We start from the raw sequence: 21,464 nt of genomic DNA, 5'->3' as shown, positions 1-21,464 counted from the left end.
AATTGGGTCTGCGACTGCTTGCTCGATAGGCTTTCATTTGTGTCAACGAGCCTTGAAAACGAAAAGTTCCCAACCTGGCCAGATCTCTTGGCCACCCTGATTGGCGGTGGCGATCTCAGCCGCGTTCAGGCAGCGTGGGCCATGAATGAGATCATGAGCGGCGAGGCGAGCGACGTTCAAATCGCCGGGTTCCTTGTTGCCCTGCGCTCGAAGGGCGAAACCGTTGCCGAACTCACCGGCCTCGTTGATTCCATGGTTGCCAACGCCAAGCCGCTAAGCATCCAGGCACAAACCCTGGATATTGTGGGAACCGGAGGCGACCGACAGAACACCGTGAATATCTCGACGATGGCCACCCTGGTGTGCGCAGGCGCCGGCATCAACATAGTTAAACACGGCAACCGGGCCTCCTCATCGTCCTCGGGTTCGGCGGATGTCCTCGAAGCTCTGGGTGTGCGACTTGATGTACCAATCGAGAGGCTTGTAGAGGTTTACAACAAAGTTGGCATTGCGTTCTGCTTCGCCAATGTCTTCCACCCCTCAATGCGCCACGTCGCCGTCGCTCGGCGTCAGCTTCGCGTGCCCACTGCATTCAACTTCATGGGCCCGCTGACGAATCCAGCATTGCCAAGTTCTTCCGCGATCGGCTGCTCGGACCCGGTCATGGCTCCGATCATGGCTGGCGTCCTGGCCAGCCGTGGCTCCCGCGGCCTGGTATTCCGAGGAAATGACGGATTGGACGAGCTCACCACGACCTCAGCCAATCGCGTATGGGAAGTACGCGATGGGCGAGTCGATGAGTTCACTTTCGATGCCCAGGATCTAGGAATCTCGCGGGCAACCATCGAGCAGTTGCGCGGCGCAGACGCCCTACATAACGCTCAGGTTGTCAGGCAGATCGTTTCCGGGGCCGAAGGGCCGGTTCGGGATGCTGTTTTGCTGAATGCTGCCGCAGGAATGGTTGCCTACGACGAATCCAGTGAGGGCAACTTCGTTGAGCGCATGAAGAGCGCGCTCCAGAAGGCCGCAATCTCGATTGACTCTGGTGCTGCCAAGTCCGTCCTTGAAAAATGGGCGGACACGACGCAGCAAATCGTAGGGGAGTAGAACCCTAGATTAAACAAGGACGGGTTCTGGTTGCAGCTGATACAAGCTGCAATCAGAACCCGTCCTTCGGGGCACTGGAGCGTTAGTCATCCAACCCCAGCGAAAAAGCCGCTTCCAGGTCGTGATCCGAGTAAGCCCGGAACGCGATATGTGTCTGGGTTCCACGGATGCCCGGAATCTTGGAAAGCTTATTGGCGATCACCTCGGCCAGATCCTCATGCTTGTGCACGCGGGCTACTGCAATCAAGTCCCAATCTCCGGCAACAGAATAGACCTCGCTAATCCCGGAAATTGCGGATATCTGCTGAGCACACTCCGGGATGCTGTCAGTTGCCGTCTGAATCATGACGAATGCGGTAACCATTGCTGCGCCTTTCACTACGTGAGTCCCCGAACTGAAGACCGATAACTTAGTTTCAACTCTAGTCGAAAATGCAGCCCGAGCGAGTCCGATCCATTGTCGCGATTTCATTTCTACAAGTTTTAAAATTAGTATTTTACTCTACTATGTTTTATGGTTGTTCTATGATAGTTCTGACCATCGACCAACGTCGCTCCCGATCATCGGAAGACAAAGTACAAGCGCTCATTGAGCAGGCCAACGCGACCGTTCCGGTTATCCGCCCCTTCCAGCGTACTGCTGGCGATGAGGTTCAAGCTGTCTTGGACGATGCTTCGGAAGCGATTCGTCTGGCCGTCATGATGGCTGCATCGGGGGACTGGAGTGTCGGCCTGGGATTCGGACAGGTTGAAACGCCGCTACCCAAAGAGACAAGGGCTGGCCGCGGGCCCGCCTTCGAATACGCACGAGTTGCAGTTGAGCGTTCCAAGAACACCAATGCGCATCTGGCTGTTCATGGTCCATCCCATGAAGCCACAAGGTTGGAAGCTGAGCTTCAATTAACGGCCTGCATAGTCTCCAAGCGCAGGGCTACCGCCTGGGAGGCCGGCACCTTGGCAGATGAAGGATTGACGCAGCAACAGATCGCCAAGGAATTGGGGATCACCCAGCAGGCAGTCTCATCTCGTCTGTCTGCCGCGCTATGGTTCGAGGCGAATCGGATGATGGACGAGGCGGCGAAGTCGCTGACTCGCCAGCTCAAAATGCTAGGGGAGTCGTAGATGTTGTGGATTGCCTGGGGGAGCCTGAGTCTAGCAACCGTCTTGTCTTGCCTCGCCGCATATCTTGGTTATGCAATAGGCAAACGAGCACGGTGGCGTGAAGTTCTCATCGTGGCCTCCGGTCTCTTGGCCGTAACTTCTGCAGTGCTGTCGGCTGCGACTGGCGCAAATGGCCTGCCTTCCCAAATTCCGGCGTTCTACGTCGTGATGCTCTCAGGCATCTTCGCAGTAAGTTTTGGCGGACCCTTCACCGAACTCGTCTTCCGACTGGCCACCAAGAATGATTCCGAGCTTAACAAAGAAGAGTCCGACCCATCACCGCTCCGAGGCGGGCTATGGATCGGACTCCTGGAGCGAGCAGCTATTGTCAGCACCTTATGGGCCGGCTGGCCAGAAGGCATCGCGGTCGTTCTGGCCATCAAGGGGCTCGGACGCTTCTCAGAATTGAAAGACCACCGCGCTGCCGAACAATTTATCTTGGGGACCTTCTCCAGCGGCCTGGTCGCTGCGGCATCGTACGGGCTAGGACTTTTGCTGCTGTAATCGCTTGGCGATCAACGAGCTGATTCCACGTCGACCTAGCAGGAACACCCCGAGAACAATCAGGGTGACAATGACGAATGAGATGGCAGCAGTTTTGCCCATCAGAAGCCTCAGGGCCATCCCGAGGACAACAGTGCCTAGCCAGACCAGTAAGCCCGTGGGCCAGATCTTGTTGATCGTCAGCCACGGACGCGAGAGCACTGTCATGAGTACATAGGCGATGAGGAATGGAAGGGCGGTCATGAGGATTCCGCCGATATCCAGCCCGTGCTCGTGTTCCCTGCGACCCAGCAAGGCGAAAAGGATGATGAGGACTGCATCTATGACTGCCAGCCACGGCCACCTGCTCAAACTTTGCTTCATGTACTCATGATAGAGAAGCAGTCATGAAACTATTCGCGTCGGGCGGGCCAAAGTGCCTGTTGCCTCCAACACAGCTTCTTGGGGGAGCTTCCGGGACCTTCGCCCCGAACAACCGTTACTAGCACCACCGGTATCGGAGCGTGACGTTCTCGCTAACGTTCACGGCGTGGACGAATAGACTGCACATCTAGGTCCATGTGGTGTCCATGGCAGCCTGCTGCGCACCTGGCATCGCACTGCCATGGCTGAGTGACTAGTCGGGCTGTCTCATCGCTCCGTTCCCTTGGCCTCGCGCTCTGCATCACGTGCTTGAGCACGCCTTCGACCAAGCATCCAGAGGGACTCAAGGATCGTAGATTCACCTTTTCCTTCATGATCACCAACGTCATCGACGTCCGTGCATTGGTATTCGCGTTGACCAGATTCGCCCGGGCTGACCGAAGTGTTCCCATCCGAGTCACTTTGCCTTTGCTTGCACGCTACGTTGACAATGTCATGGTCTTTTCGGGTCTTGCCGGGGGAGCGAACCAGAAGCTTCTTGTGGCAACGCCACTGCTACTGGTGGTTCAAACGATGTTGATCCCTGTCTACACGTACTTCATAGCGGGAAGCCCTCGTTGGTGATATTCCCACCTGGCCCTTTCATGGAAGCCTTAGTCCTGCTCATGTTCATTTGTTGGCCATTGCTTTGGGAACACAACTCTTGGCCAAGATGCATCTAGCCATCCGGCACGTCGAACACGGCGCAGAGCTGCGCATGGTTCCGGCCATGATGGAGTTACCGTCTTGTGTCGTCGGCTCGCAGATCCATTCGGCACTGCCCCAGTTTGAAACACTTCTAGAAGCGGCTACCATCTTCGGTGGCTTCGTTCCTCTAACGGGATTCGGCGCGCACCTGATTGGAAGATCCTCCTATAGGATTCCTGCCCGGGCACTGCGAGAAATCATTGTCAGCGGCGTAAGCGAAATTCCTTGGTTGTGCTTTACATTGCCAGTTGAGCTCGTGGACATGCTCGTGACGATCAAGTCCATCCCCATCTTGATTAAAACGGCATCGACTTTACGAGTTGAATAGGTTCCGGAATAGGAAACGACCTACCGGAACCCGTGGGATCGACCGGATAGGTCGTACAGAAAACTTGCTCCAAGTCTTCCCGTGACGTCGGGGCCGTCATGGAATCGTAGAGGAAGAATGATTAGCCTCGACCGCCGGGCGGACCCATGACGAGCATGCTCGAGAAAACCGCAACGATCAGAATAAAGAGAGTGATCGATGTCAACATCGGCCGGGCAACAAGCCAGCGCATTGACGAGTCGGTCCATCGCTGATCAGCTGGATGGTCAGTGGCCTCCTTGCGCCACTGGCCAACAAGTTTGCCCTTGCGTTCAAGCCACTTATCAAATGGAATCGTCAGTAATGGAACTACTGACGTCGCGGCCGCTCCGAGTATGAGGGCCTTGCCCCAACGCTGATTCATACCGACCAAAATGGCAGCGACGATATAGGTCAGAAAAACGAACCCATGGATGAACCCCGCGATAGAAACGGGCCAGTCGCCAACCTTGATTCCATACTTGAGAATCATGGCCAAAATCAATAATGTCCAGGTGACGGCTTCTGCACGCGCGATCGTTCGGTAAAGAGAGCTTGGAGACATGTCCTGGAGTCAGTCCTTGAAAGTTCGGGGGAGTACGACTCAAATACGAGTCCATACCAGCCTATCCGAGAACTTGCGGTTACTCGATCATCGAACTCATGCACTAGACGCCCGGGAATACCCCAGGATTGCGAGAATTGGCACGGATATCGACAATGCCACGATCGGCCATTGCGCAACGATTACGAGAGATAGCTGGCACACCACCGACTACCGACCTCATTAATTGGCGAATGCTGAAAGCCAAGACAAGGCCAGTCGCGTCTGACACCGTATCGCTGGCTGGCCCCGGTCGCTCGGGTACGCGTCCGAAAGTGCATTCAGTTCAGCCATCAAGCGGCAAGTTGGCACGTCACCTTGTTCCTGTCGAACCAGCAATAGCTAAGTCGTTGAACGGCCCGCCTTGATCATCATAGAAATTGCTTGAGCTCACTCGAATGTCACCAATTGAGCCAGGTGGGGATGAGCAAGATTTCCACTACTTTACATAATGTAGATTATCGGCTTACTGGTAATGGCTGCAGAAGTAAGCAGATTCGACCTTCAAGCATTGCCCTAAGTAGCATCAATCCTGACTGGCCACCGGGACGTCCTGGAGCTCCAGCCGATGGGCCGCAAAGTCCAACGTCTGCCGAATGTACTGGCGGGACAGCTCATCGTGCATTGAGTAGATGACGTGGCGTCCGGACTTTTTCGTTTGCAGAACGCCAGCTGTTCTCATCCGGGCCAGCAGCTGGCCGGCAACCGACGGGCTAACACCAATCAACTGCGCCAGCTCGGACAACGTCAGATCGTCCTCGCACAAAGCCCAGAGCATCTGGAGGCGCAATGGGTCGGATAAGGTCTTGAGCACTACGACGGTCATATCCAGCAAATCACTCGATATGATTCCCGCTTGCGCCCTCGAGGCGCCATATTCACTAGTCATCGCAAACACTCCCTGAACAACTTGCCCAGCACCGCAAACCACCGTTCGCCAATGACCGGTTTGGTGAGTGTGTCCATTATGAACTCACCCCGACAAAAGCGATAGGTAGTCCCAAAAATCATCAAGGTTGGACCACTTGGTGATTAGTTTTGATATCACTCCCTTGAATAAGTCATCGTGTTTGATTTTGCATATTCACAATCTGACTAGCTAATATTCAATTCACGTCGAATCACTCAAGCTGCCTGAGAGCAGATTTAGCGTTGAACTGCAATCGCTTGAATTGGACGGCACACCCAAGAATGGCAAAATTTAGCTATGCCCACCCCGTCGTCACATAAATTGGCTAGCAACGCCCTGTCCGGTCAGATCCTTGATGCTCTTTCTATGGAAGGAATCAACGCCGATCCCACGCAGCAGCAGCTCATTAGCGTTCTAGGCCAATCAATCGGCGCATTTGCCCGCAACACACGACAAGGCGTATATATCTATGGGCCACCGGGGCGCGGGAAGACGATCATCACCAACGCATTAATGGCGCATCTGCCATCGTCAAGTACCCGTCGCTTTCATTTCCACGAGTTCTTTCACCACTTGAACTCCCCCAAAAACCGCGAACCAGGCCAACCACTTGGTGCGATTTTCTCCCAAGGCCTCTTACGCGAGCTAGCCGGCATCCAGGTGCTCATCTTCGACGAATTCCACTGCACTGAACCTGGCGATGCCATGTTGATGGGCAAGCTGATCAAGTTCTGCCAGCAGCACGAGATCCAATTAGTGACCACCTCCAACTATGAGCCTGAAAATCTTCTCGACGACGAAACCTTTCACCACTTAGTCAAACCGATCATTGAAACAATTCGTCGTGACTTCGAAATCTTCCAGCTCGACCATGAACAGGATTATCGGCTTATCAGCGGATCACGCGAGAACTCGCAGGGCTTCGCCAAGGGTTCGCTGAACCTGCTCCCCCGGACAATTCCTGACACCGCGATAGATACTTGGATTGAAATCGGCTATGACCGCATCGGCCCAGCCCATCTGACCGAGGACTGCATCTGGATAACCTTCGACCAGATCTGCAGAACTCGACGCAATACCGCTGACTATCTCGAACTTGCGACCCGCTATTCGCGTTGGAGCATCACCCAAATACCAGCGAGTGAAACAATGCCAATGGACGAAGAACGTCGACTGGCAAACCTCATTGACGTGTTCTACGACAAGGACATCGAAATTCACTTGTATGCACAAGACGACCTTGCACACTTAGGGCATATGCTCCACGCCACCGAAAAAGCAAGGTTGACTTCGCGTTTAGCACAGCTCACCCGCCACGATCTAGAACGGACCGCCGCTTCTCCATGAATCCCGAATATACCAACCACGAGATCCAAGAACTAGTTCTTTCGGTATTGGCCACCGCCGATGAGAACCTGGTCATTCCTATCGTTCAGCTTGGGCACCCGGTGCTTCGGCAACAGGCCATCGAATACACCGGGCAACTGGAAAAGCCGCTACTTGAGCAATTGCTGGAAGCCATGCGTCAGACCATGTATGACGCTCCAGGCGTGGGCCTAGCAGCGCCTCAAATCGGTATCCCGCTGCAGATTGCTGTGCTTGAAGACTTGTACCCGATTCCAGACACAATCGCGGCGGAGCGCGAACGGGAACCGCTCGAATACTTCGAAATTTTCAACCCCACTTATGCCAGCATCTCTGACCGTGAAGCAGTCTTTTACGAAGGATGCTTGTCCTTCGACGGCTTCCAAGGCGTCGTGACCCGTCCCGCTGAGATCACGGCAACTTTCGAGGATCGCGCAGGTCAGAAACAGACGCGGAAATTTAGTGGGTGGCAGGCACGAATCGTCCAACACGAGACGGATCATCTCAGCGGCACCGTATACGTGGATAAATCTGTAACTCGTTCGCTCATTTGCGAGACCGAACTCTGGCGCCACGAAAGCATGGATGTTGCCACTACGAAACAGGTTCTGAACTTCTAATGCCTACGAGCAAAGCTTCGGTCATCTGCCCCGTCTGCGATCGACCCCTGGGCTACCAAGACGAGGCTAAGAGAACGCTTCTCTGCGATTCCGGGCATCGATTCGACGCCGCAAAGCAGGGATACTTCAATTTCCTGACGGGCAAGGGAACCAACTTCCTGGAAGACACCTCCCCCATGGTCCAGGCGCGCGACGCGTTTCAATCTCGTGGGCACTACGCCCCACTAGCAATGAAGCTATCGGAGCTGGTCCAGAAATACCATGCAGGAACTACATTGGACGTTCTCGATGCAGGTGCCGGAACCGGCTACTACCTCAAGGAAATCCTTGATCTCATGACGCCGGCAAGCCAGGACGCGCTAGCATTGGATATTTCTCGATTCGCCATGCGCCGTGCCGCCAAGCTTCCGAATACTGTTGCCGTAGTGTGGGACGTTTGGCGAAAACTGCCGACCTCCGATGCCTCACGGGATATCGTGCTGAATTGCTTCGCCCCGCACAACCCGTCCGAATTCCACCGGGTCCTGCGCCCGACCGGTGTCTGCGTCGTGGTTACAGGGGAACCGGATCACCTCAAGGAGGTAATCGAGCCGTTAGGCATGCTGTCAGTTGCTGAGGGAAAATTGGCAGCCCTGAAGGAGAAGTTTGCCGCTGAAGGCCTGATACACAGTGAGACTGAATACCTGAGCTATCAAATGGAGCTGGGCGCAGAGGATCTTTACAACCTTGCTTTCATGGGCCCAGCGGGCCACCACCTCTCCCCTGAGACCCTTCGGGCAAAAGTGCAGTTCCTTGGTCGACAGCTTGTAACGGCATCCTTCGGAGTACACGTATTCATCCCTAAGAGATAGAAAATACCCCTAATTGACTACGCCTATCCTCCCCCGGATACGGCAGAATATAGGAAAGGCCAAAGCTTCTGGCCCTTGCCCTTTGAGAAATTAGGTGGATTCCATGACTACCGCAGAATGGATCATAAGTAACGCGTGGGTAATTTGGCTCGCACTGTTCTTACTGTTGGCCATCATCGAGATGCTGTCACTCGACCTTTACTTCATCATGCTGGGCATCGGAGCTCTCGGAGGGGTCACAGTGGCCCTTCTAAATGGCCCATTGTGGTTGCAGGTAGTCGTCTTCTGCGTCGTCTCACTGCTGATGATTCTGCTGGTTCGCCCCATTGCCATCAGGCATCTGAAGAAATCCCCTGAAGGGTTCCGCTCGAATATTGAACGGCTGATAGGCGCCGATGCCTTGATCCTTGAACCAACTTCACGCATTTCCGGCTCGGCCAAGATTCAAGGTGAGATATGGACGGTTCGCGCAGAGTCGAACGTTCCGACGATGCCACCGGGCACCTACGCCGTGGTTTCACGAATTGACGGAGCTACCGCCTACCTCTCCCCGAAACCCGAAGACCCAGCTGACAGCTGATAACTTCTCGACCTAAATTTTCATCACCCCGCACAATGAAAGTGAGTATGAACCATGAATTCAAATGGTTTTGGCGTAACTATTGTGCTTGTCGTCCTGGCGATCTTCGTGATCGTCGTACTACTGCGCAGCGTGCGCATCGTGCCCCAGGCACGTGCAGGCATTGTTGAACGCCTCGGCAAGTACAACCGCACCTTGAATCCTGGCCTGACATTGTTGATCCCATTTGTGGATCGCTTGCTGCCATTGCTTGACCTGCGCGAACAGGTGGTTTCCTTCCCACCCCAGCCAGTCATCACCGAAGACAACCTGGTGGTCTCAATTGACACCGTTGTTTACTTCCAGATCACTGAGCCTCGTGCTGCGACCTACGAAATCGCCAACTACATCCAAGCTGTTGAGCAACTGACCACGACCACCTTGCGTAACGTCGTTGGTGGCTTGAACCTGGAAGAGGCCCTGACCAGCCGCGACCAGATCAATGGACAGCTTCGCGGTGTTTTGGACGAGGCAACCGGCAAGTGGGGCATTCGCGTCTCCCGCGTTGAACTGAAGGCCATCGACCCACCACTGTCCATCCAGGACTCCATGGAGAAGCAGATGCGCGCCGAGCGTGACCGCCGTGCAGCCATTCTGACCGCTGAAGGTACCAAGCAGTCAGCGATCCTCACCGCCGAAGGCCAGCGCCAGGCAGAAATTCTGAAGGCTGAAGGTGACGCCCAGTCCTCGATCCTGCGAGCCGATGGTGAAGCTCAGGCTATCCAGAAGGTCTTCGACGCAATCCATGCCGGACGCCCGGATCACGAGCTGCTGGCATACCAGTACCTGCAGACGCTGCCAAAGCTTGCTGAAGGAACCTCCAACACCCTATGGGTGATCCCAAGTGAACTGACCGAAGCGTTGAAGGGCATCGGGGGCGCATTAGGCGGCAATGGCTCCCCAGCGGCACCTCCGGCTTCGCCTGCTCCGAGCAGCGACGTCCAGTAGGGACTGGATTCATAACTGGATAACAGCTAGCGGCGAGGTGCAGGCCATGCACCTCGCCGCTAGCGCGTATAATGGATGTTTTGGTGCCTGAAGATTTCTAAACCGCTTGTTCGGTGGAATTATTATTCGGTGCCAAACGTTGGTACGTGTAGCGAATTCTTTTAACATCGCGGAGGGAAATCATGAGCGATCGCAGCCTACGAGGCATGCGCCTGGGTGCACAGAGCATGGAATCTGAGGCAGGTGTGGAGCCGGCTGCCCGTCAGCGCGTCGAATACCGTACCGAAGATGGCGAGACCGTCTTTGTTGTCTTTGCGGCCGAAGCTGAAATTCCAGCTGTCTGGCACACCAAGACCGGCAAGGAAGCCAAACTTGTCCACGGCGAAGCCCAGATGGAAGAAGCTAGCAACGAAAAGCCAGTTCGCACCCACTGGGACATGCTCCTTGAGCGTCGCAGCGAAGAAGAGTTGGAAAAGACTCTGGCTGACCGCCTGACGCAGTTGCGCGCTGCACGCGGGGAAGCTGTCTAGCACTCCCCTGATAAGCCGCTGGCAAGCTCAGTGCCGGCTTAAGGGAATATGTGAGGCCTGGCTGCACAACCTATGGTTGTGCAGCCAGGCCTCACTTGTATGCGACTTGTCCGCGCCAGATCAGGATAACTTCGTTATACAGCACTGGCACGTACCAGGACATTTCTCGGTACGCGCCAGTGCAGGAAATCTACTTCTTGGACGTTAGTTTCTTCCAGCGAGCACCCAAGCCCCAGCGAGTGACGTTCCACATCGCTTCGAAGACGATATTGCCGCTCATCTTCGAAGCCCCAAGTTCACGCTCCACAAACGTGACGGGCACTTCAACAATCTTCTTGCGCAGCATGGCCACGCGGAAGGTCATATCCACCTGGAAACCGTAACCGCGCGACTCAACAGCATCAAAATCAATGGCTTCGAGGGTCTCGCGCTTGAAAGCGCGGTATCCCGCAGTGATGTCGCGCAATGGCAGACCAAGCATGGTGCGCGAATAGAAGCTGCCACCGCGAGAGATGATCTTTCGCAGCAGTGGCCAGTTGACGACCTCGCCGCCCTTGACCCAGCGCGAGCCGATTACCAGGTCGGCACCGTCTTCGCTGGCTTTCAGAAGGCGTGGCAGCTGCTCTGGCATGTGTGAGCCGTCGGCATCCATTTCGACCAGAACGTCGTAATCCCGAGCCAAAGCCCACTCAAAGCCTGCGATATAGGCGGCACCCAAGCCATCCTTGCCGGTGCGGTGGAGTACGTGGATGTTCGAATCATCCGCCGACATCTTGTCAGCGAGTTCGCCGGTGCCGTCTGGTGAATTGTCGTCAACGATCAATACATCCGAATCCGGAACTGCGGACCGCAACCGCCCTACGGTTAGCGGGAGCGACTCCAGCTCGTTATAGGTCGGGATGATTGTAATGACGCGCACTCGGCGACACCTTTCTGGGTATGCAACACAAAAGTTCCGCCCGTCAATCTAGGCCCAGAAACATGGAACCTTGGATGCGGGAAGAGATAGTCCAAACTCAAATTATAGTCATCAAATGTTCGCCAGGTCATTGAAGACACTGGATAAACTAACGATCCTCAGTGACTTCGGCCCTATTTTGCCCGCTAAAAGCACGCAAAATGTTATCTAAGGTCACTGAGGATCGTTGTTTATATTGCGTCGTTTCGAACGCAATGCTGGTGCATCACGAAGAGGCGCTTACCTCAGCCTAGTGGGTGACCCACCTAGGCTGTCAACCATCTAATGACTTCAATCTTTACCTAGATGCCGGTAGTCAGAGCGATCTTGACGAATATAATTAGGCAGAACCCAATGGTTTCGCTTTAAGCTAATTGACCTGCTCCAGCTCGTCAAAGATGGTGATTCCGGCGCGAACCGTGCGCAAGCACTGAGGAATTTCCTCATCCACAACGGGCAGCATCGGAGTGCCTGCGCGAGCATCCGTGCTCCAAGAGCTGATGCGAACGTCCGGGGTTTGCACGGCAAGTTCAGAGGCAGTCCACACTGCGAAAGTCGCCTGCGCGCCGATGGCCAACTGACCGGCTAGCGGATTCGTCTCCCCCATGGCCCGGTAGGTCGAACGGGTCTGCGCCAGGAAGGCGGCACGGGCGGAAATACGCGCCTGCGGATTGGACATGTTCATCGCCGCGCGAACTACCTCCCAACCGTCGACCTCGGTGACGGGCGCATCGGATCCGAGGACCATCGGCACGCCTGCCGAGAGCATTGCCGAAAGGTTATTCATTCCCTGAGCGCGATCGCCTAGGCGCTGAGCGTACATTCCGTTCGAACCGCCCCAGGCCTTATCGAATACCGGTTGCATCGATACGGTCACGGCGTATTGCAAAAGGCGCGAGCGGGTTGCTTCATCAACCATTTCCACGTGCTCCAGGCGGTGGCGGCCCATCTGCACCTTGGACACGCCAATCTGCTCAGCAGATAGATCGAATCCTTCCAGCACGACGTCCAAAGCGCCGTCGCCAATGACGTGGAACGAAGCCTGGATACCGCGGCTGCTGCACGCGACGAGGTGAGCGGCAATTTCTTCCTTGCTCAGATACAGGATGCCGCGTTCGCCGGGGCGATCGCTGTACTCCTCGCGCAGGTACGCGGTGTGGCTTCCAAGTGAGCCATCAACTTTCAGATCGCCGCCAAGGCCGAGGATCCGTCCAGCAGGGAACGACGCGAAGAGCTCCTCGGCTGCCTCGGCATCGTTCACCAGTTCGCCCCAGTAAGCGTAGACCTTTGGCAGCTTCGCTTGATCGTCGGCCAGGAGCTGCTCGAGCGCGGCACGGCCTTCGAGCTGCGGCGCTGCCATTTCCACTACCGTGGCGAAGCCTCGCGCGGCATAATGTTCCAAGGCCAGACGCTGGAAGTCGTGATCCGCTTTGTGGGCCTTGGCCAGCGCGACGCGTACATCGTCATGATCGCTGCCTGAGACCAGGCCCGGCTTGAGATCTCCAAGACTCAGCAAGTCCAGCAGCTCCTGGTTAACCAATGCGCTGTGCACGTCTCGGCGGGACAGGTAGTAGGCCCGGCCGTCGGCAGCGCTGGTCAGGTCATGCTCTGCAGGAAGCTCGTCCTGTTTCCAGTCGGAATTGTCCCAGCCCTGGGCCAGGACCACTTTGCTGGATTTCTGCCCTTGCGCTGCTACCAAGGAAAGCAGAGAACTTGCCGAGGTAGCTTTGCTCAGATCTCCCCCGGCAAGGCTCCTGCCCAGGGCCGCAAGGTGGGTATGCGACTCGACAAAGGCCGGCGTCACCAACCCGCCACGCAAATCAATCACCTGATCCGCGGTCTCCGCATGGCGATCCGCGGCGTCCTCACCGCCCAACCAGGAAATAGTATCGCCATCAACAACCATGGCGGTCGCAAACGGATCTGCGGCGGAATAGACTGCCCCGTTGCGGTACAGTGTTTTTGCCATCAGCGTGCTCCCTTTTCTCGTGCACCGATTAATAAGTATTGCTCTGAGCCTGGAGTTGAAAGGTCAGGCCAGGACGTTCGAGTAGGCCACGACTCCGCGTTTGACCTGGTCTACAGCCTTATAGGCGTTGCGCACCAGCATCGGCGGAAGTTCAGAATTCTTGGCGAACTGGTCCAAGGTATCGATGACCTGTTTGGCCCAGCGAACGAAGTCGCCGGGTGCCATATCCGTACCGCGAAGTGCGCTGTTCAGGCTCGACCCCCGGGCCCACTTGTACATTGGCCAGATCAGGCCGGATTCAGGCGGCGCAGTGGGATCAAGGTTCAAGGTCTCTTCAGCGTCTGAAAGGGCACCCCAGATCTTGATAGTGGTGTTCCAGATGTCGGCGATCTTATCGGTGGGCATCTTCGGATCCGCACGATCGCCATCGCGGCGGGCTTGATAGACCAAGCTGGCAACGACCGCGCACAATTCCTCCGCGTTGAGCTTGCTGAGTTTACCAGTCTCCAGGATCTGGCTCGTCAGAAGGTCGCGCTCCCCGTAGATTTTGCGCAAGCGCCTGCCAGAGTCCGTCAACGTGAAGTCATCGTTCCCCTCGGCAGGCACCAGGTATTCGAATTGCTCCAGGACTTTGCAGACCTTGTCGAACTGCGTGGCGATGGTATTGGTGCGACCGCGTATGGCGCGTCGCGCCTTGTCGGTGTCCTTCTTCAGTTTCCAATACCGATCGGCCCAGCGCATATGCTGGTCCTTTTCGGAACACGCGTGGCACGGGTGGTCTTTGAGGTCCAATCGCATCTGCGCGATTTCACGTTCAAATGAATCCGCACCTTCATAGTTGAAGCTCTGCGCATCCTGTCGCGGCGGTCGCTGGTCGTAGATGGCATTGCGCAACGATGAAGCCAAGTCCCTGCGTTCCTTTGGCGCCCGACCAGTGAACCCCTTGGGGATTCTGATTCGCGAAACAATTTCCACCGGGCCGTTAAGGTCATCAACCGACAACCGACGCACCTGACCATCCTCGGTCAATACGGTATGGCGAGGGTTGTACATGGCGGTATCAAGCTCGACTATGACAGCGCGGCCAAAACGGCGTCCGCCGGGAAGGTCGACCACATCTCCGCGGATGACTGCTTGCAACGAGCGTTCGGCGGCCGAGCGGCGTTCAGTGCGTCGGCTCTTGGCCGCGTTCTTCTCCAACGCGGACAAATTGCGCTGAAGCTTGAGATACTCGGTGAAATCCCCCAAGTGGCATTGCATGGACTTTGCGTAGCCGGCCAAGGATTCCTCCTTGGACCGTACCTGCCGGGCCATGCCGACCACCGAACGGTCGGCCTGATACTGGGCAAACGAGGATTCGAGGATTTGGCGTGTCTGCTCGCGGCCAAATTGAGCCAGCAAGTTGGTCGACATGTTGTAGGTCGGACGGAAGGAAGAGTTCAGCGGGTACGTGCGCTTGGAGGCAAGGCCAGCTAGCGCTTCGGGTTCCAGTTCCGGGTTCCACACAACGATGGAGTGCCCTTCCACGTCGATGCCACGACGGCCGGCACGACCGGTCAGCTGGGTATATTCGCCGGAAGAAATCTGTACATGGGACTCGCCGTTGAACTTGACGAGTTTTTCCAATACGACTGAGCGCGCTGGCATATTGACGCCCAGCGCCAGGGTCTCGGTGGCAAAGACGACCTTGATCAGGTTCCGGGCGAAGAGGTCTTCAACGATCTCTTTGAAAATCGGCAGTAGCCCAGCGTGGTGCGAGGCGAATCCGCGAATCAGCCCGTCGCGCCATGCCCAGAATTCCAGAACGTCCAGATCCTCGCTGGGAATCCGGTAAGACACCTCGTCCAGTGCCTGCGCAATTTCCGCTGCTTCCTCGTTAGTCGTCAATCGGAGATCAGCCATGGCGCACTGCTGCACAGCCATGTCGCAGCCCTTGCGGGAAAAGATGAAGAAGATGGCAGGAAGCAAGCCTGCCCGGTCCAGCTTGCCGATCACCGACGGGCGATTGACCCGTTGGCTGAACCCGGAACCGCGCTGCGGCCCCCGGCTGCCCTTGCCTCGTCCACGCTGGACGCGCCCGCTTGAATTGTGGGTACGAACGAGCTTGCGCAACTCGGGATTGACGCTGGCTGTGGACTCGTCGTCGGCCACCTTGTCGAAAGCGACGTCCTCCGCGAAGAGGTCAACGATGTAAGGGCCTACCATTACGTGTTGGAAAAGCGGCACGGGCCGATGCTCGGAAACGATGATGTCGGTCTGGCCGCGGACGGTGTCGAGCCATCCACCGAATTCTTCAGCGTTGGAAACGGTAGCCGAGAGGGAAATGATTTGGACGTTGGACGGCAGGTGGATGATGACTTCTTCCCACACCGCTCCACGGAATTTGTCGGCGAGGTAGTGGACTTCGTCCATGATGACGTAGCCGAGGCCATCAAGGGTTTGCGAATCCGCGTACAGCATATTCCGCAAGACCTCGGTGGTCATCACGACGATCTGCGCTTCAGAGTTGATCGACGTGTCCCCGGTCAGCAGGCCAACGCTCTTGGCGCCGTAGCGGCTAACCAATTCCGAGTATTTCTGATTGCTCAGTGCCTTGATCGGTGTGGTGTAGAAAGCCTTCCGGTTCTCGCGCAGCGCCTGGAAAATTGCGAATTCGCCAACAACAGTTTTTCCGGCGCCCGTAGGCGCCGCAACGAGCACGCTGTGGCCCTCGGTGACTTTCTTGCAGGCTTCGGCCTGGAACGGATCAAGGTCGAAGGAGATGCTTGCGCGGAAGTCGGGAAGCGCGGTGCCGAGTTCGACCTGCCGTGCCTTGGAATTCGCGTATTGTTCCGCGGGTGAAGTCACTTGTGGCCGTTCTCTTTCTTGACGGTTCTTTACAACTGTGAATTTGGTTCTTCGATCGTGCCCGGAGCATCAATCGTGGTCGATTCGCCACTGGCTAGTCGTTCGTTTTCAGCGTCCAGCACAGCTTGCTTCTTCGCACGCTTCTTGTCGTTGAAGTAGCAGAATATTGTCGCCGCGGCGAAGGTCAGGAACAGCGGTCCTGCAAGCGCGAACATCGTGATGGCGTCACCGCCCGGAGCAGCCATCGCGGCCACAACCGCAATGAGGAAGACGGTGATTCGCCAGTTCTTCAAAATCACCTTGGCAGGCAGCACGCCCACCATATTCAGGCCAACCATGAGCACCGGCACCAGCATGGCCAAACCAAATGCGAGCAGCAACCGGATGATGAATGGCAGATACTCGTTGATGTTGATCAGGTTCTCGGAATTTTCCGGAGCCAAGCTGATGAAGAACTGCAGGGCAAATGGCAACACAAAGTACGCCATCGCGACGCCGCCGATAAACAGCGGAACCGAAACAGCAACGAAGCTATAGCTGAGTCGACGTTCGTTCTTCTTCAGCCCTGGGACAATAAATGCCCACAATTGATAAAGCCACACAGGGGACGAAACGAGAATTCCGACAAAAAGCGCGACTTTGATCATGATGTCGAATGGTGACATCACTGCCGTGAAGTTCACCGATCCGCCAGCTGCCTGGACGGGAGCAATGATCAGCTCCAGCAACCAGTCATAGAGGAAGAATCCGGCGACAGTTCCCAGAGTTAACGCTATGAGCGATTTGAAGAGTCGGTTTCGAGCCTCAATCAGATGCTCTTTAAGAGACATCCGACCTTCGTCGTCTTTGACCCGCTTTTTCTTATTGCGCGGTGTCTTGTCTTTATTTGTTGCCACAGAAGAGGTTACGAGTTGTTCTTTTCGTTAGGATTCGGTTCATTGACTGTGCCATCAACAGTCTCCGATTTAGGATCGTCATCCTTCATCTGGCGTACTTCAGACTTGAAAATACGCAACGACTGGCCCATCGAACGAGCCAGGCCTGGAAGCTTTGGTGCACCGAAAAGCAACAGTGCCAACACGATAATGATGACTAGATGCCATCCCTGTAAACCACCCATGTGATTTCCCTTCTCTCTATCTAAAGTCTACGTCAGAACAGGCGAAGATCGCGCATGTTTTGAGCTTGGCCGCGTTCGGCGCGACGCTCGATCCTGCGCAAGCGACGGGCTTCGATGCGTTCTGCCTTCCCCTGGTCGCGCAGTTTGCGAATCTTCTCGGGATCGGCGTGCGTTGCATCGGTTCCATGAGGGTAGCGACGCGGGTTCGGCGCGTATTCCACAGCAGTTCCGGGCTGGCTCAGACCGGCACTGATGTGGTCCGCGGCATCGCCCAGGCACTCGACGACCGCCATTCCCCGCTTGAATAAGCGGAACCCGGCAAGCACAACCACGAGCAGCGTCGCCAATACGAGCACGGTCCATAGCAGGACCCAAAACCACCAAGGAAGCATCTACTAATCCTCATACATTCGGATAGCCTCGTCCAACCACAGCGCTACTTGTTCGCGCGTAGCGTCAGGACTGACCACAGCCAGTTTACCGCTATGCCGAGCTACCAATGGCGCTGCCACTTGATGGTCTGAGAAACGTACCGTGGCTAGATAGCCGCTTTCCACTTTTCCTGTTGACCACGATGTCGGATGGAACGCCTCGACTACAGGCAAGATCTCGGCATCCACGTACAGGACAACCTCAAGATCATCCGAACTGGACTCGTATCGAATCTGGACATCTTGCTCGTCATCATGCTTGGCTGCGGGAACAAAATGTTCATCTAGAGTTTCCGCAGTTAAAATTCTATCGACGCGGAAAGTCAGCATATTTTCCCGTTTTCGGCACCAGGCGCGAAGGTACTGAACCGAACCGTCTTCGATCATCCGGACAGGTTCAATGTCGCGCAGCTGATGGGTTCGGGAACTTGCGGAGTAGTAATCGATGCGTACAACTTCATGCTGTCGGACCGCCTGGACCAGCTGGCGCGGGATGTCGTTCTCGCGTGCCTTAGACAGCGCAAATCCCAGGGCTCCGTTCCACCCTTCAAAGCGAGCGACGGCAGAGTTCACCTTGGCCAGTGCTGAGTTGAGGACGTCTTGGTGCTCGAACTCGGGAATGCTCGACAACGCGTTCAGACCTCCCAGAACAGCGACGGCCTCCAGCGGGGCGAGCTTCTGGGGTTCAGCCAAGACGGCCGCGTTGGAGATGGTGACGGTATCGGATTCGAGATCGCCGTCATTGACGTTGATCAGCTCATCATGCTGCCCGTTCGGCACACCGCACATCATGATCATTGCCAGCTCCTCACGGACCTTGGCCACGCTCATGGAATAGCGATCTGCTAGCTCCTGAATCTCCACCGCGCCTTGCGCCACGACATATTGGATCATGTCGATGTTGCGCATCACCTGCGTGGTGGTGGTGCCACGGCCTGTAGCCCTGCTCGGGCGGAACTTGACCTGCGCATAGTGCTCTAAATCGCGCTGGGCAAGTTGCGCGGTCCTGGCGTCAAGCAGCAGGCTGCGCACCTGCTCCGCCAAGTCAGCCGGCTCCAGAACCTGCACAGCTGGCCCGTAGGCAGCGAGTTCCGCTGCGAAGGAGTGCGGGTCCGAAAAACCGATCTGAAGTTCGGAGTTCGAACGACTTCCGTTCAGCGATTGGGCTCGCAAAGGAATGGCTTCGTCGCTGTGCAGCTTGATGGTGGCGAAGTATCCAGGGTGCTTGAGATCAAAGTCCAGGAGCACCTGGTTCATCTCGAAGTTGTCCGGGCGCGGGTGGTAAACGCTGTCCGTGCCGTTGTGGCGATGGTTGCTGAACTTGCCTTGCACGCGCGAAAGCCGGAAGACCCGGGAGTCATTGCGGGTGTGGTCGAATCCGGTGAAGTACCAATTGCCGTAACGCTGTCCAATTCCCCACACATCAACGATGCGGTCGGTTTTTGAACCCTGGGACGAAACATATGCGAACTTCAAGGCTTTGCGGTTGAAAACTGCCAGCGCGCAGTCGCGGAAGTTCGGTTCATCCATGGACAGCCGTGGAACCAGGGAACCGGCCAACGGCGAAACCGGTGACACTGAATCGGCGTGTCCCGTGACCCGCGCTGCGGCGTTCAGGCCCAGGGATTGAAGCTTCGTGTCTTTCCATAAACTTGCAGCCAAGGCGACCACGCCGGCCTCGGCTGGGCTGAACGTCACCGGCGGCAGGAACCAGTCGGTCGTGTCGATGCTGTAGTAAGGAACACCGTCGATGGTTTCCTTGTCCAGCTGCAGTCCGAAGTCATTTCGAATGTCATCTTTGAGACGATCAAGCGCTTTTTCACGGGTATCAGCAGAACCGTCTGGAACAAGATACTCGCCGATCAGCTCGGCGTTGAACTTCCGTGATTTGGTTGCCAAGGCATAGATCAGACTGGTTAGGCGTTCTGCTTTGCTAGGGCCACTGGATTGCTTTATGCTCACGTGTTTAGACTAACCAATTTTCACGACAAAGCATGATTTTTAAGACAGGCAAGGCCCCGATCGTTATATCGGGGCCCTACCTTCATCTGCTATTTACTTGGTGCCCACGAGATCGACAACGAAGATCAATGCTTCGTTCGGACCGATAGCGCCCGGTGCGCCACGCTCGCCGTAGGCAAGGTCGGAAGGAATGTCCAGACGGCGGCGGCCGCCGACCTTCATGCCAAGCAGGCCCTGGTCCCAGCCCTGGATGACCATTCCGACGCCAACTGGGAAGTCGAGGGTCTGCCCACGGTTCCAGGAAGAATCGAATTCTTCGCCGGTTGACCAAGCAACACCAACATAGTGGGCCTGTACGGTGGTGCCCGGGGTTACCTCGGCGCCGGTGCCTTCGATCAGGTCGGTAATGACCAGTTCTTCAGGTGCGTCGGTCCCTGGGAAATCAATCTCGGGCTTGGTGCGGTCGTAGTTGCGTTCTCCGAACGACATAGTCACGGCCTTTCTCAGTCGTAGGTGAGGTCTTTACTCGCTGTCGCCAGCAGTTACAGATTCCAATTCTACGTAGAAGACCAAAGTGCCGGTTGGCGATCCGCTCGTAGAAGAATTTCCGTAGGCCTTGTCCGCAGGGATGGTCAGCAGGACCTTCGAGCCGGCTTTCAAGCCAGTCATGCCTTCAGTCCAGCCCTTGATGACCTGGTCCAGGCCGAACTCGGTGGCTTCGTCCGTGTCGAAGTTGCCATCGAATTCCTTGCCATCAGCCCAGGTAACGCCGGAGTACTTGGCCTTGACCTTCGAGGTGGCAGTCGCGGCTTCGCCCTTGCCCTCTTCCAGGACATCTACGGCAAGGTCCTTAGGAGCCTCGGTGTCCTTAGGGATGGTGATGGCTGGCTTGCCATCGGTGACCTTGACGGTAGGAAGCTTGCCTTCCTTCTTCTGCTTGGCCACTTCGTCCTTGCTCATGGTTCCGCTGGCAACAGTGCTGTCTTCAACGTGAAGAACGATGATGCGTTCGGCACGTGCACCTTCTTCAGGCTCTGCCACGGTGCCATCTGCCTGCTGCGTACCTTCAACGGTGGAGTAGGCGATCCAATCGCCGACCTTGGAATCCACCAAGCGGTCGTAGAGCTCCGGCATTTGCTGCTTCATGGTGTCATCGACAGTCATGTCCGTAGCCTGGCCGGTGAAGTTCTCGCCCGCCGACAAGCCGTCAATTGCCTTGAAGAGGCCGGACTTGATCGAGACAGTATCGCCAGCATTAATCTCGGCGCCATCACCCTGCTCCAAGGTGACAGCCTCGTCCTTGTCAGTGAGGAACGGAGTGTCAAAGGAAACTTCTGGAGCGGTGTTGTCATCCGATGCAGGCTTGACCGAGATCGACGACAGATCTGAGGATGAACCTGATCCGCAAGCTGCCAGGGCTAGAACCGAGGCAGTAGCGCACAATGCCAATACTTTTCGCACGAATCTACTTTCGTTGAAGTCAAAATTGAAAATTTACACAG

Annotated in this window: 24 protein-coding genes; 11 read left to right on the top strand and 13 right to left on the bottom strand. The window is 56.1% G+C overall.

The annotated features are described in order from the left end of the window. Positions 1–87: 87 nt before the first annotated feature. Positions 88–1,107, top strand: coding sequence for an anthranilate phosphoribosyltransferase (gene trpD / locus OF385_RS07885; RefSeq protein WP_264277880.1), 1,020 nt, complete (start codon positions 88–90; stop codon positions 1,105–1,107). A gap of 82 nt (positions 1,108–1,189) precedes the next feature. Here the strand turns inward: trpD and OF385_RS07880 are convergent, their stop codons facing one another. Next, positions 1,190–1,471 (bottom strand): Lrp/AsnC family transcriptional regulator, encoded by a 282-nt coding sequence (locus tag OF385_RS07880; RefSeq protein WP_022875133.1) that lies wholly within the window; start codon positions 1,469–1,471, stop codon positions 1,190–1,192. 68 nt (positions 1,472–1,539) lie between these two features. Here OF385_RS07880 and OF385_RS07875 point away from each other — a divergent pair, with 68 nt between their 5' ends. Together OF385_RS07875 and OF385_RS07870 are read left to right on the top strand one after the other, a co-directional pair. Beyond that, a complete protein-coding gene (locus tag OF385_RS07875) occupies positions 1,540–2,229 on the top strand; it encodes a SatD family protein (RefSeq protein WP_264277767.1) in 690 nt (229 codons plus the stop codon). A 111-nt stretch (positions 2,230–2,340) separates the two neighbouring features. Beyond that, entirely contained in the window at positions 2,341–2,772 is a 432-nt protein-coding gene (locus tag OF385_RS07870) for a hypothetical protein (RefSeq protein WP_264277766.1), read from the top strand. Here the strand turns inward: OF385_RS07870 and OF385_RS07865 are convergent. After that, positions 2,752–3,135, bottom strand: a complete 384-nt coding sequence (locus OF385_RS07865) for a DUF3054 domain-containing protein (protein WP_264277765.1) — start codon at positions 3,133–3,135, stop codon at positions 2,752–2,754. The two genes, OF385_RS07870 and OF385_RS07865, sit on opposite strands and share 21 nt — an antisense overlap. A gap of 372 nt (positions 3,136–3,507) precedes the next feature. Between OF385_RS07865 and OF385_RS07860 the strand changes: the two genes are divergently transcribed. Both OF385_RS07860 and OF385_RS07855 read left to right on the top strand, forming a co-directional pair. Beyond that, positions 3,508–3,759 carry a hypothetical protein gene (locus tag OF385_RS07860; protein ID WP_264277764.1) on the top strand — a complete coding sequence of 84 codons (252 nt, stop codon included), beginning with the start codon at positions 3,508–3,510 and terminating at the stop codon, positions 3,757–3,759. Positions 3,760–3,811: 52 nt separating this feature from the next. Further along, positions 3,812–4,210, top strand: a complete 399-nt coding sequence (locus OF385_RS07855; RefSeq protein ID WP_264277763.1) for a hypothetical protein — start codon at positions 3,812–3,814, stop codon at positions 4,208–4,210. Positions 4,211–4,331: 121 nt separating this feature from the next. Here the strand turns inward: OF385_RS07855 and OF385_RS07850 are convergent, their stop codons facing one another. Next, the gene (locus tag OF385_RS07850) at positions 4,332–4,793 is read right to left on the bottom strand and encodes a DUF3817 domain-containing protein (RefSeq protein ID WP_264277762.1); all 462 of its coding nucleotides are present in this window, start codon (positions 4,791–4,793) and stop codon (positions 4,332–4,334) included. A 565-nt stretch (positions 4,794–5,358) separates the two neighbouring features. Further along, a complete protein-coding gene (locus OF385_RS07845) occupies positions 5,359–5,721 on the bottom strand; it encodes an ArsR/SmtB family transcription factor (RefSeq protein WP_264277761.1) in 363 nt (120 codons plus the stop codon). Positions 5,722–6,039: 318 nt separating this feature from the next. Here OF385_RS07845 and zapE point away from each other — a divergent pair, with 318 nt between their 5' ends. From zapE to OF385_RS07815, 6 genes are all read left to right on the top strand, one after another. After that, complete coding sequence (gene zapE / locus OF385_RS07840) at positions 6,040–7,089, top strand: cell division protein ZapE (protein ID WP_264277760.1); 1,050 nt, start codon at positions 6,040–6,042, stop codon at positions 7,087–7,089. A 47-nt stretch (positions 7,090–7,136) separates the two neighbouring features. Beyond that, a complete protein-coding gene (def, locus tag OF385_RS07835) occupies positions 7,137–7,727 on the top strand; it encodes a peptide deformylase (RefSeq protein ID WP_264277759.1) in 591 nt (196 codons plus the stop codon). After that, entirely contained in the window at positions 7,727–8,578 is an 852-nt protein-coding gene (locus OF385_RS07830; RefSeq protein WP_264277758.1) for a putative RNA methyltransferase, read from the top strand. Before def ends, OF385_RS07830 begins: the two co-directional genes overlap by 1 nt. Before the next feature lie 103 nt (positions 8,579–8,681). Continuing rightward, positions 8,682–9,158 (top strand): NfeD family protein, encoded by a 477-nt coding sequence (locus OF385_RS07825; protein ID WP_264277757.1) that lies wholly within the window; start codon positions 8,682–8,684, stop codon positions 9,156–9,158. A 54-nt stretch (positions 9,159–9,212) separates the two neighbouring features. Further along, positions 9,213–10,145, top strand: a complete 933-nt coding sequence (locus OF385_RS07820) for an SPFH domain-containing protein (protein ID WP_264277756.1) — start codon at positions 9,213–9,215, stop codon at positions 10,143–10,145. A gap of 182 nt (positions 10,146–10,327) precedes the next feature. After that, positions 10,328–10,675, top strand: a complete 348-nt coding sequence (locus tag OF385_RS07815; RefSeq protein WP_264277755.1) for an RNA polymerase-binding protein RbpA — start codon at positions 10,328–10,330, stop codon at positions 10,673–10,675. A gap of 190 nt (positions 10,676–10,865) precedes the next feature. On the opposite strand, the gene OF385_RS07810 is transcribed toward OF385_RS07815, so the two are convergent. From OF385_RS07810 to OF385_RS07770, 9 genes are all read right to left on the bottom strand, one after another. Continuing rightward, positions 10,866–11,594, bottom strand: coding sequence for a polyprenol monophosphomannose synthase (locus tag OF385_RS07810; protein WP_264277754.1), 729 nt, complete (start codon positions 11,592–11,594; stop codon positions 10,866–10,868). Positions 11,595–12,003: 409 nt separating this feature from the next. Further along, the gene (locus OF385_RS07805; RefSeq protein ID WP_264277753.1) at positions 12,004–13,602 is read right to left on the bottom strand and encodes an amidohydrolase; all 1,599 of its coding nucleotides are present in this window, start codon (positions 13,600–13,602) and stop codon (positions 12,004–12,006) included. 63 nt (positions 13,603–13,665) lie between these two features. After that, positions 13,666–16,449 carry a DEAD/DEAH box helicase gene (locus tag OF385_RS07800; RefSeq protein ID WP_264277752.1) on the bottom strand — a complete coding sequence of 928 codons (2,784 nt, stop codon included), beginning with the start codon at positions 16,447–16,449 and terminating at the stop codon, positions 13,666–13,668. A gap of 29 nt (positions 16,450–16,478) precedes the next feature. Continuing rightward, positions 16,479–17,279: a twin-arginine translocase subunit TatC gene (gene tatC, locus OF385_RS07795; RefSeq protein WP_264277751.1), complete on the bottom strand. Its 801-nt coding sequence runs from the start codon at positions 17,277–17,279 to the stop codon at positions 16,479–16,481. Between the two features lie 74 nt (positions 17,280–17,353). Next, positions 17,354–17,569 (bottom strand): Sec-independent protein translocase subunit TatA, encoded by a 216-nt coding sequence (gene tatA / locus OF385_RS07790; protein ID WP_022875116.1) that lies wholly within the window; start codon positions 17,567–17,569, stop codon positions 17,354–17,356. Between the two features lie 32 nt (positions 17,570–17,601). Next, on the bottom strand, positions 17,602–17,961 hold the full coding sequence (locus OF385_RS07785) for a hypothetical protein (protein WP_264277750.1): 360 nt from the start codon (positions 17,959–17,961) through the stop codon (positions 17,602–17,604). A gap of 3 nt (positions 17,962–17,964) precedes the next feature. Then, positions 17,965–19,899: a helix-turn-helix transcriptional regulator gene (locus tag OF385_RS07780; RefSeq protein ID WP_264277749.1), complete on the bottom strand. Its 1,935-nt coding sequence runs from the start codon at positions 19,897–19,899 to the stop codon at positions 17,965–17,967. A gap of 156 nt (positions 19,900–20,055) precedes the next feature. Beyond that, positions 20,056–20,451 (bottom strand): FKBP-type peptidyl-prolyl cis-trans isomerase, encoded by a 396-nt coding sequence (locus OF385_RS07775; RefSeq protein WP_264277748.1) that lies wholly within the window; start codon positions 20,449–20,451, stop codon positions 20,056–20,058. 33 nt (positions 20,452–20,484) lie between these two features. After that, the gene (locus OF385_RS07770; protein WP_264277747.1) at positions 20,485–21,423 is read right to left on the bottom strand and encodes an FKBP-type peptidyl-prolyl cis-trans isomerase; all 939 of its coding nucleotides are present in this window, start codon (positions 21,421–21,423) and stop codon (positions 20,485–20,487) included. Positions 21,424–21,464: the final 41 nt, after the last annotated feature.

It is taken from the genome of Glutamicibacter sp. JL.03c (genome assembly GCF_025854375.1).
Classification (GTDB): Bacteria; Actinomycetota; Actinomycetes; order Actinomycetales; family Micrococcaceae; genus Glutamicibacter.
This window is presented reverse-complemented; position numbering and strand designations above follow the sequence as displayed.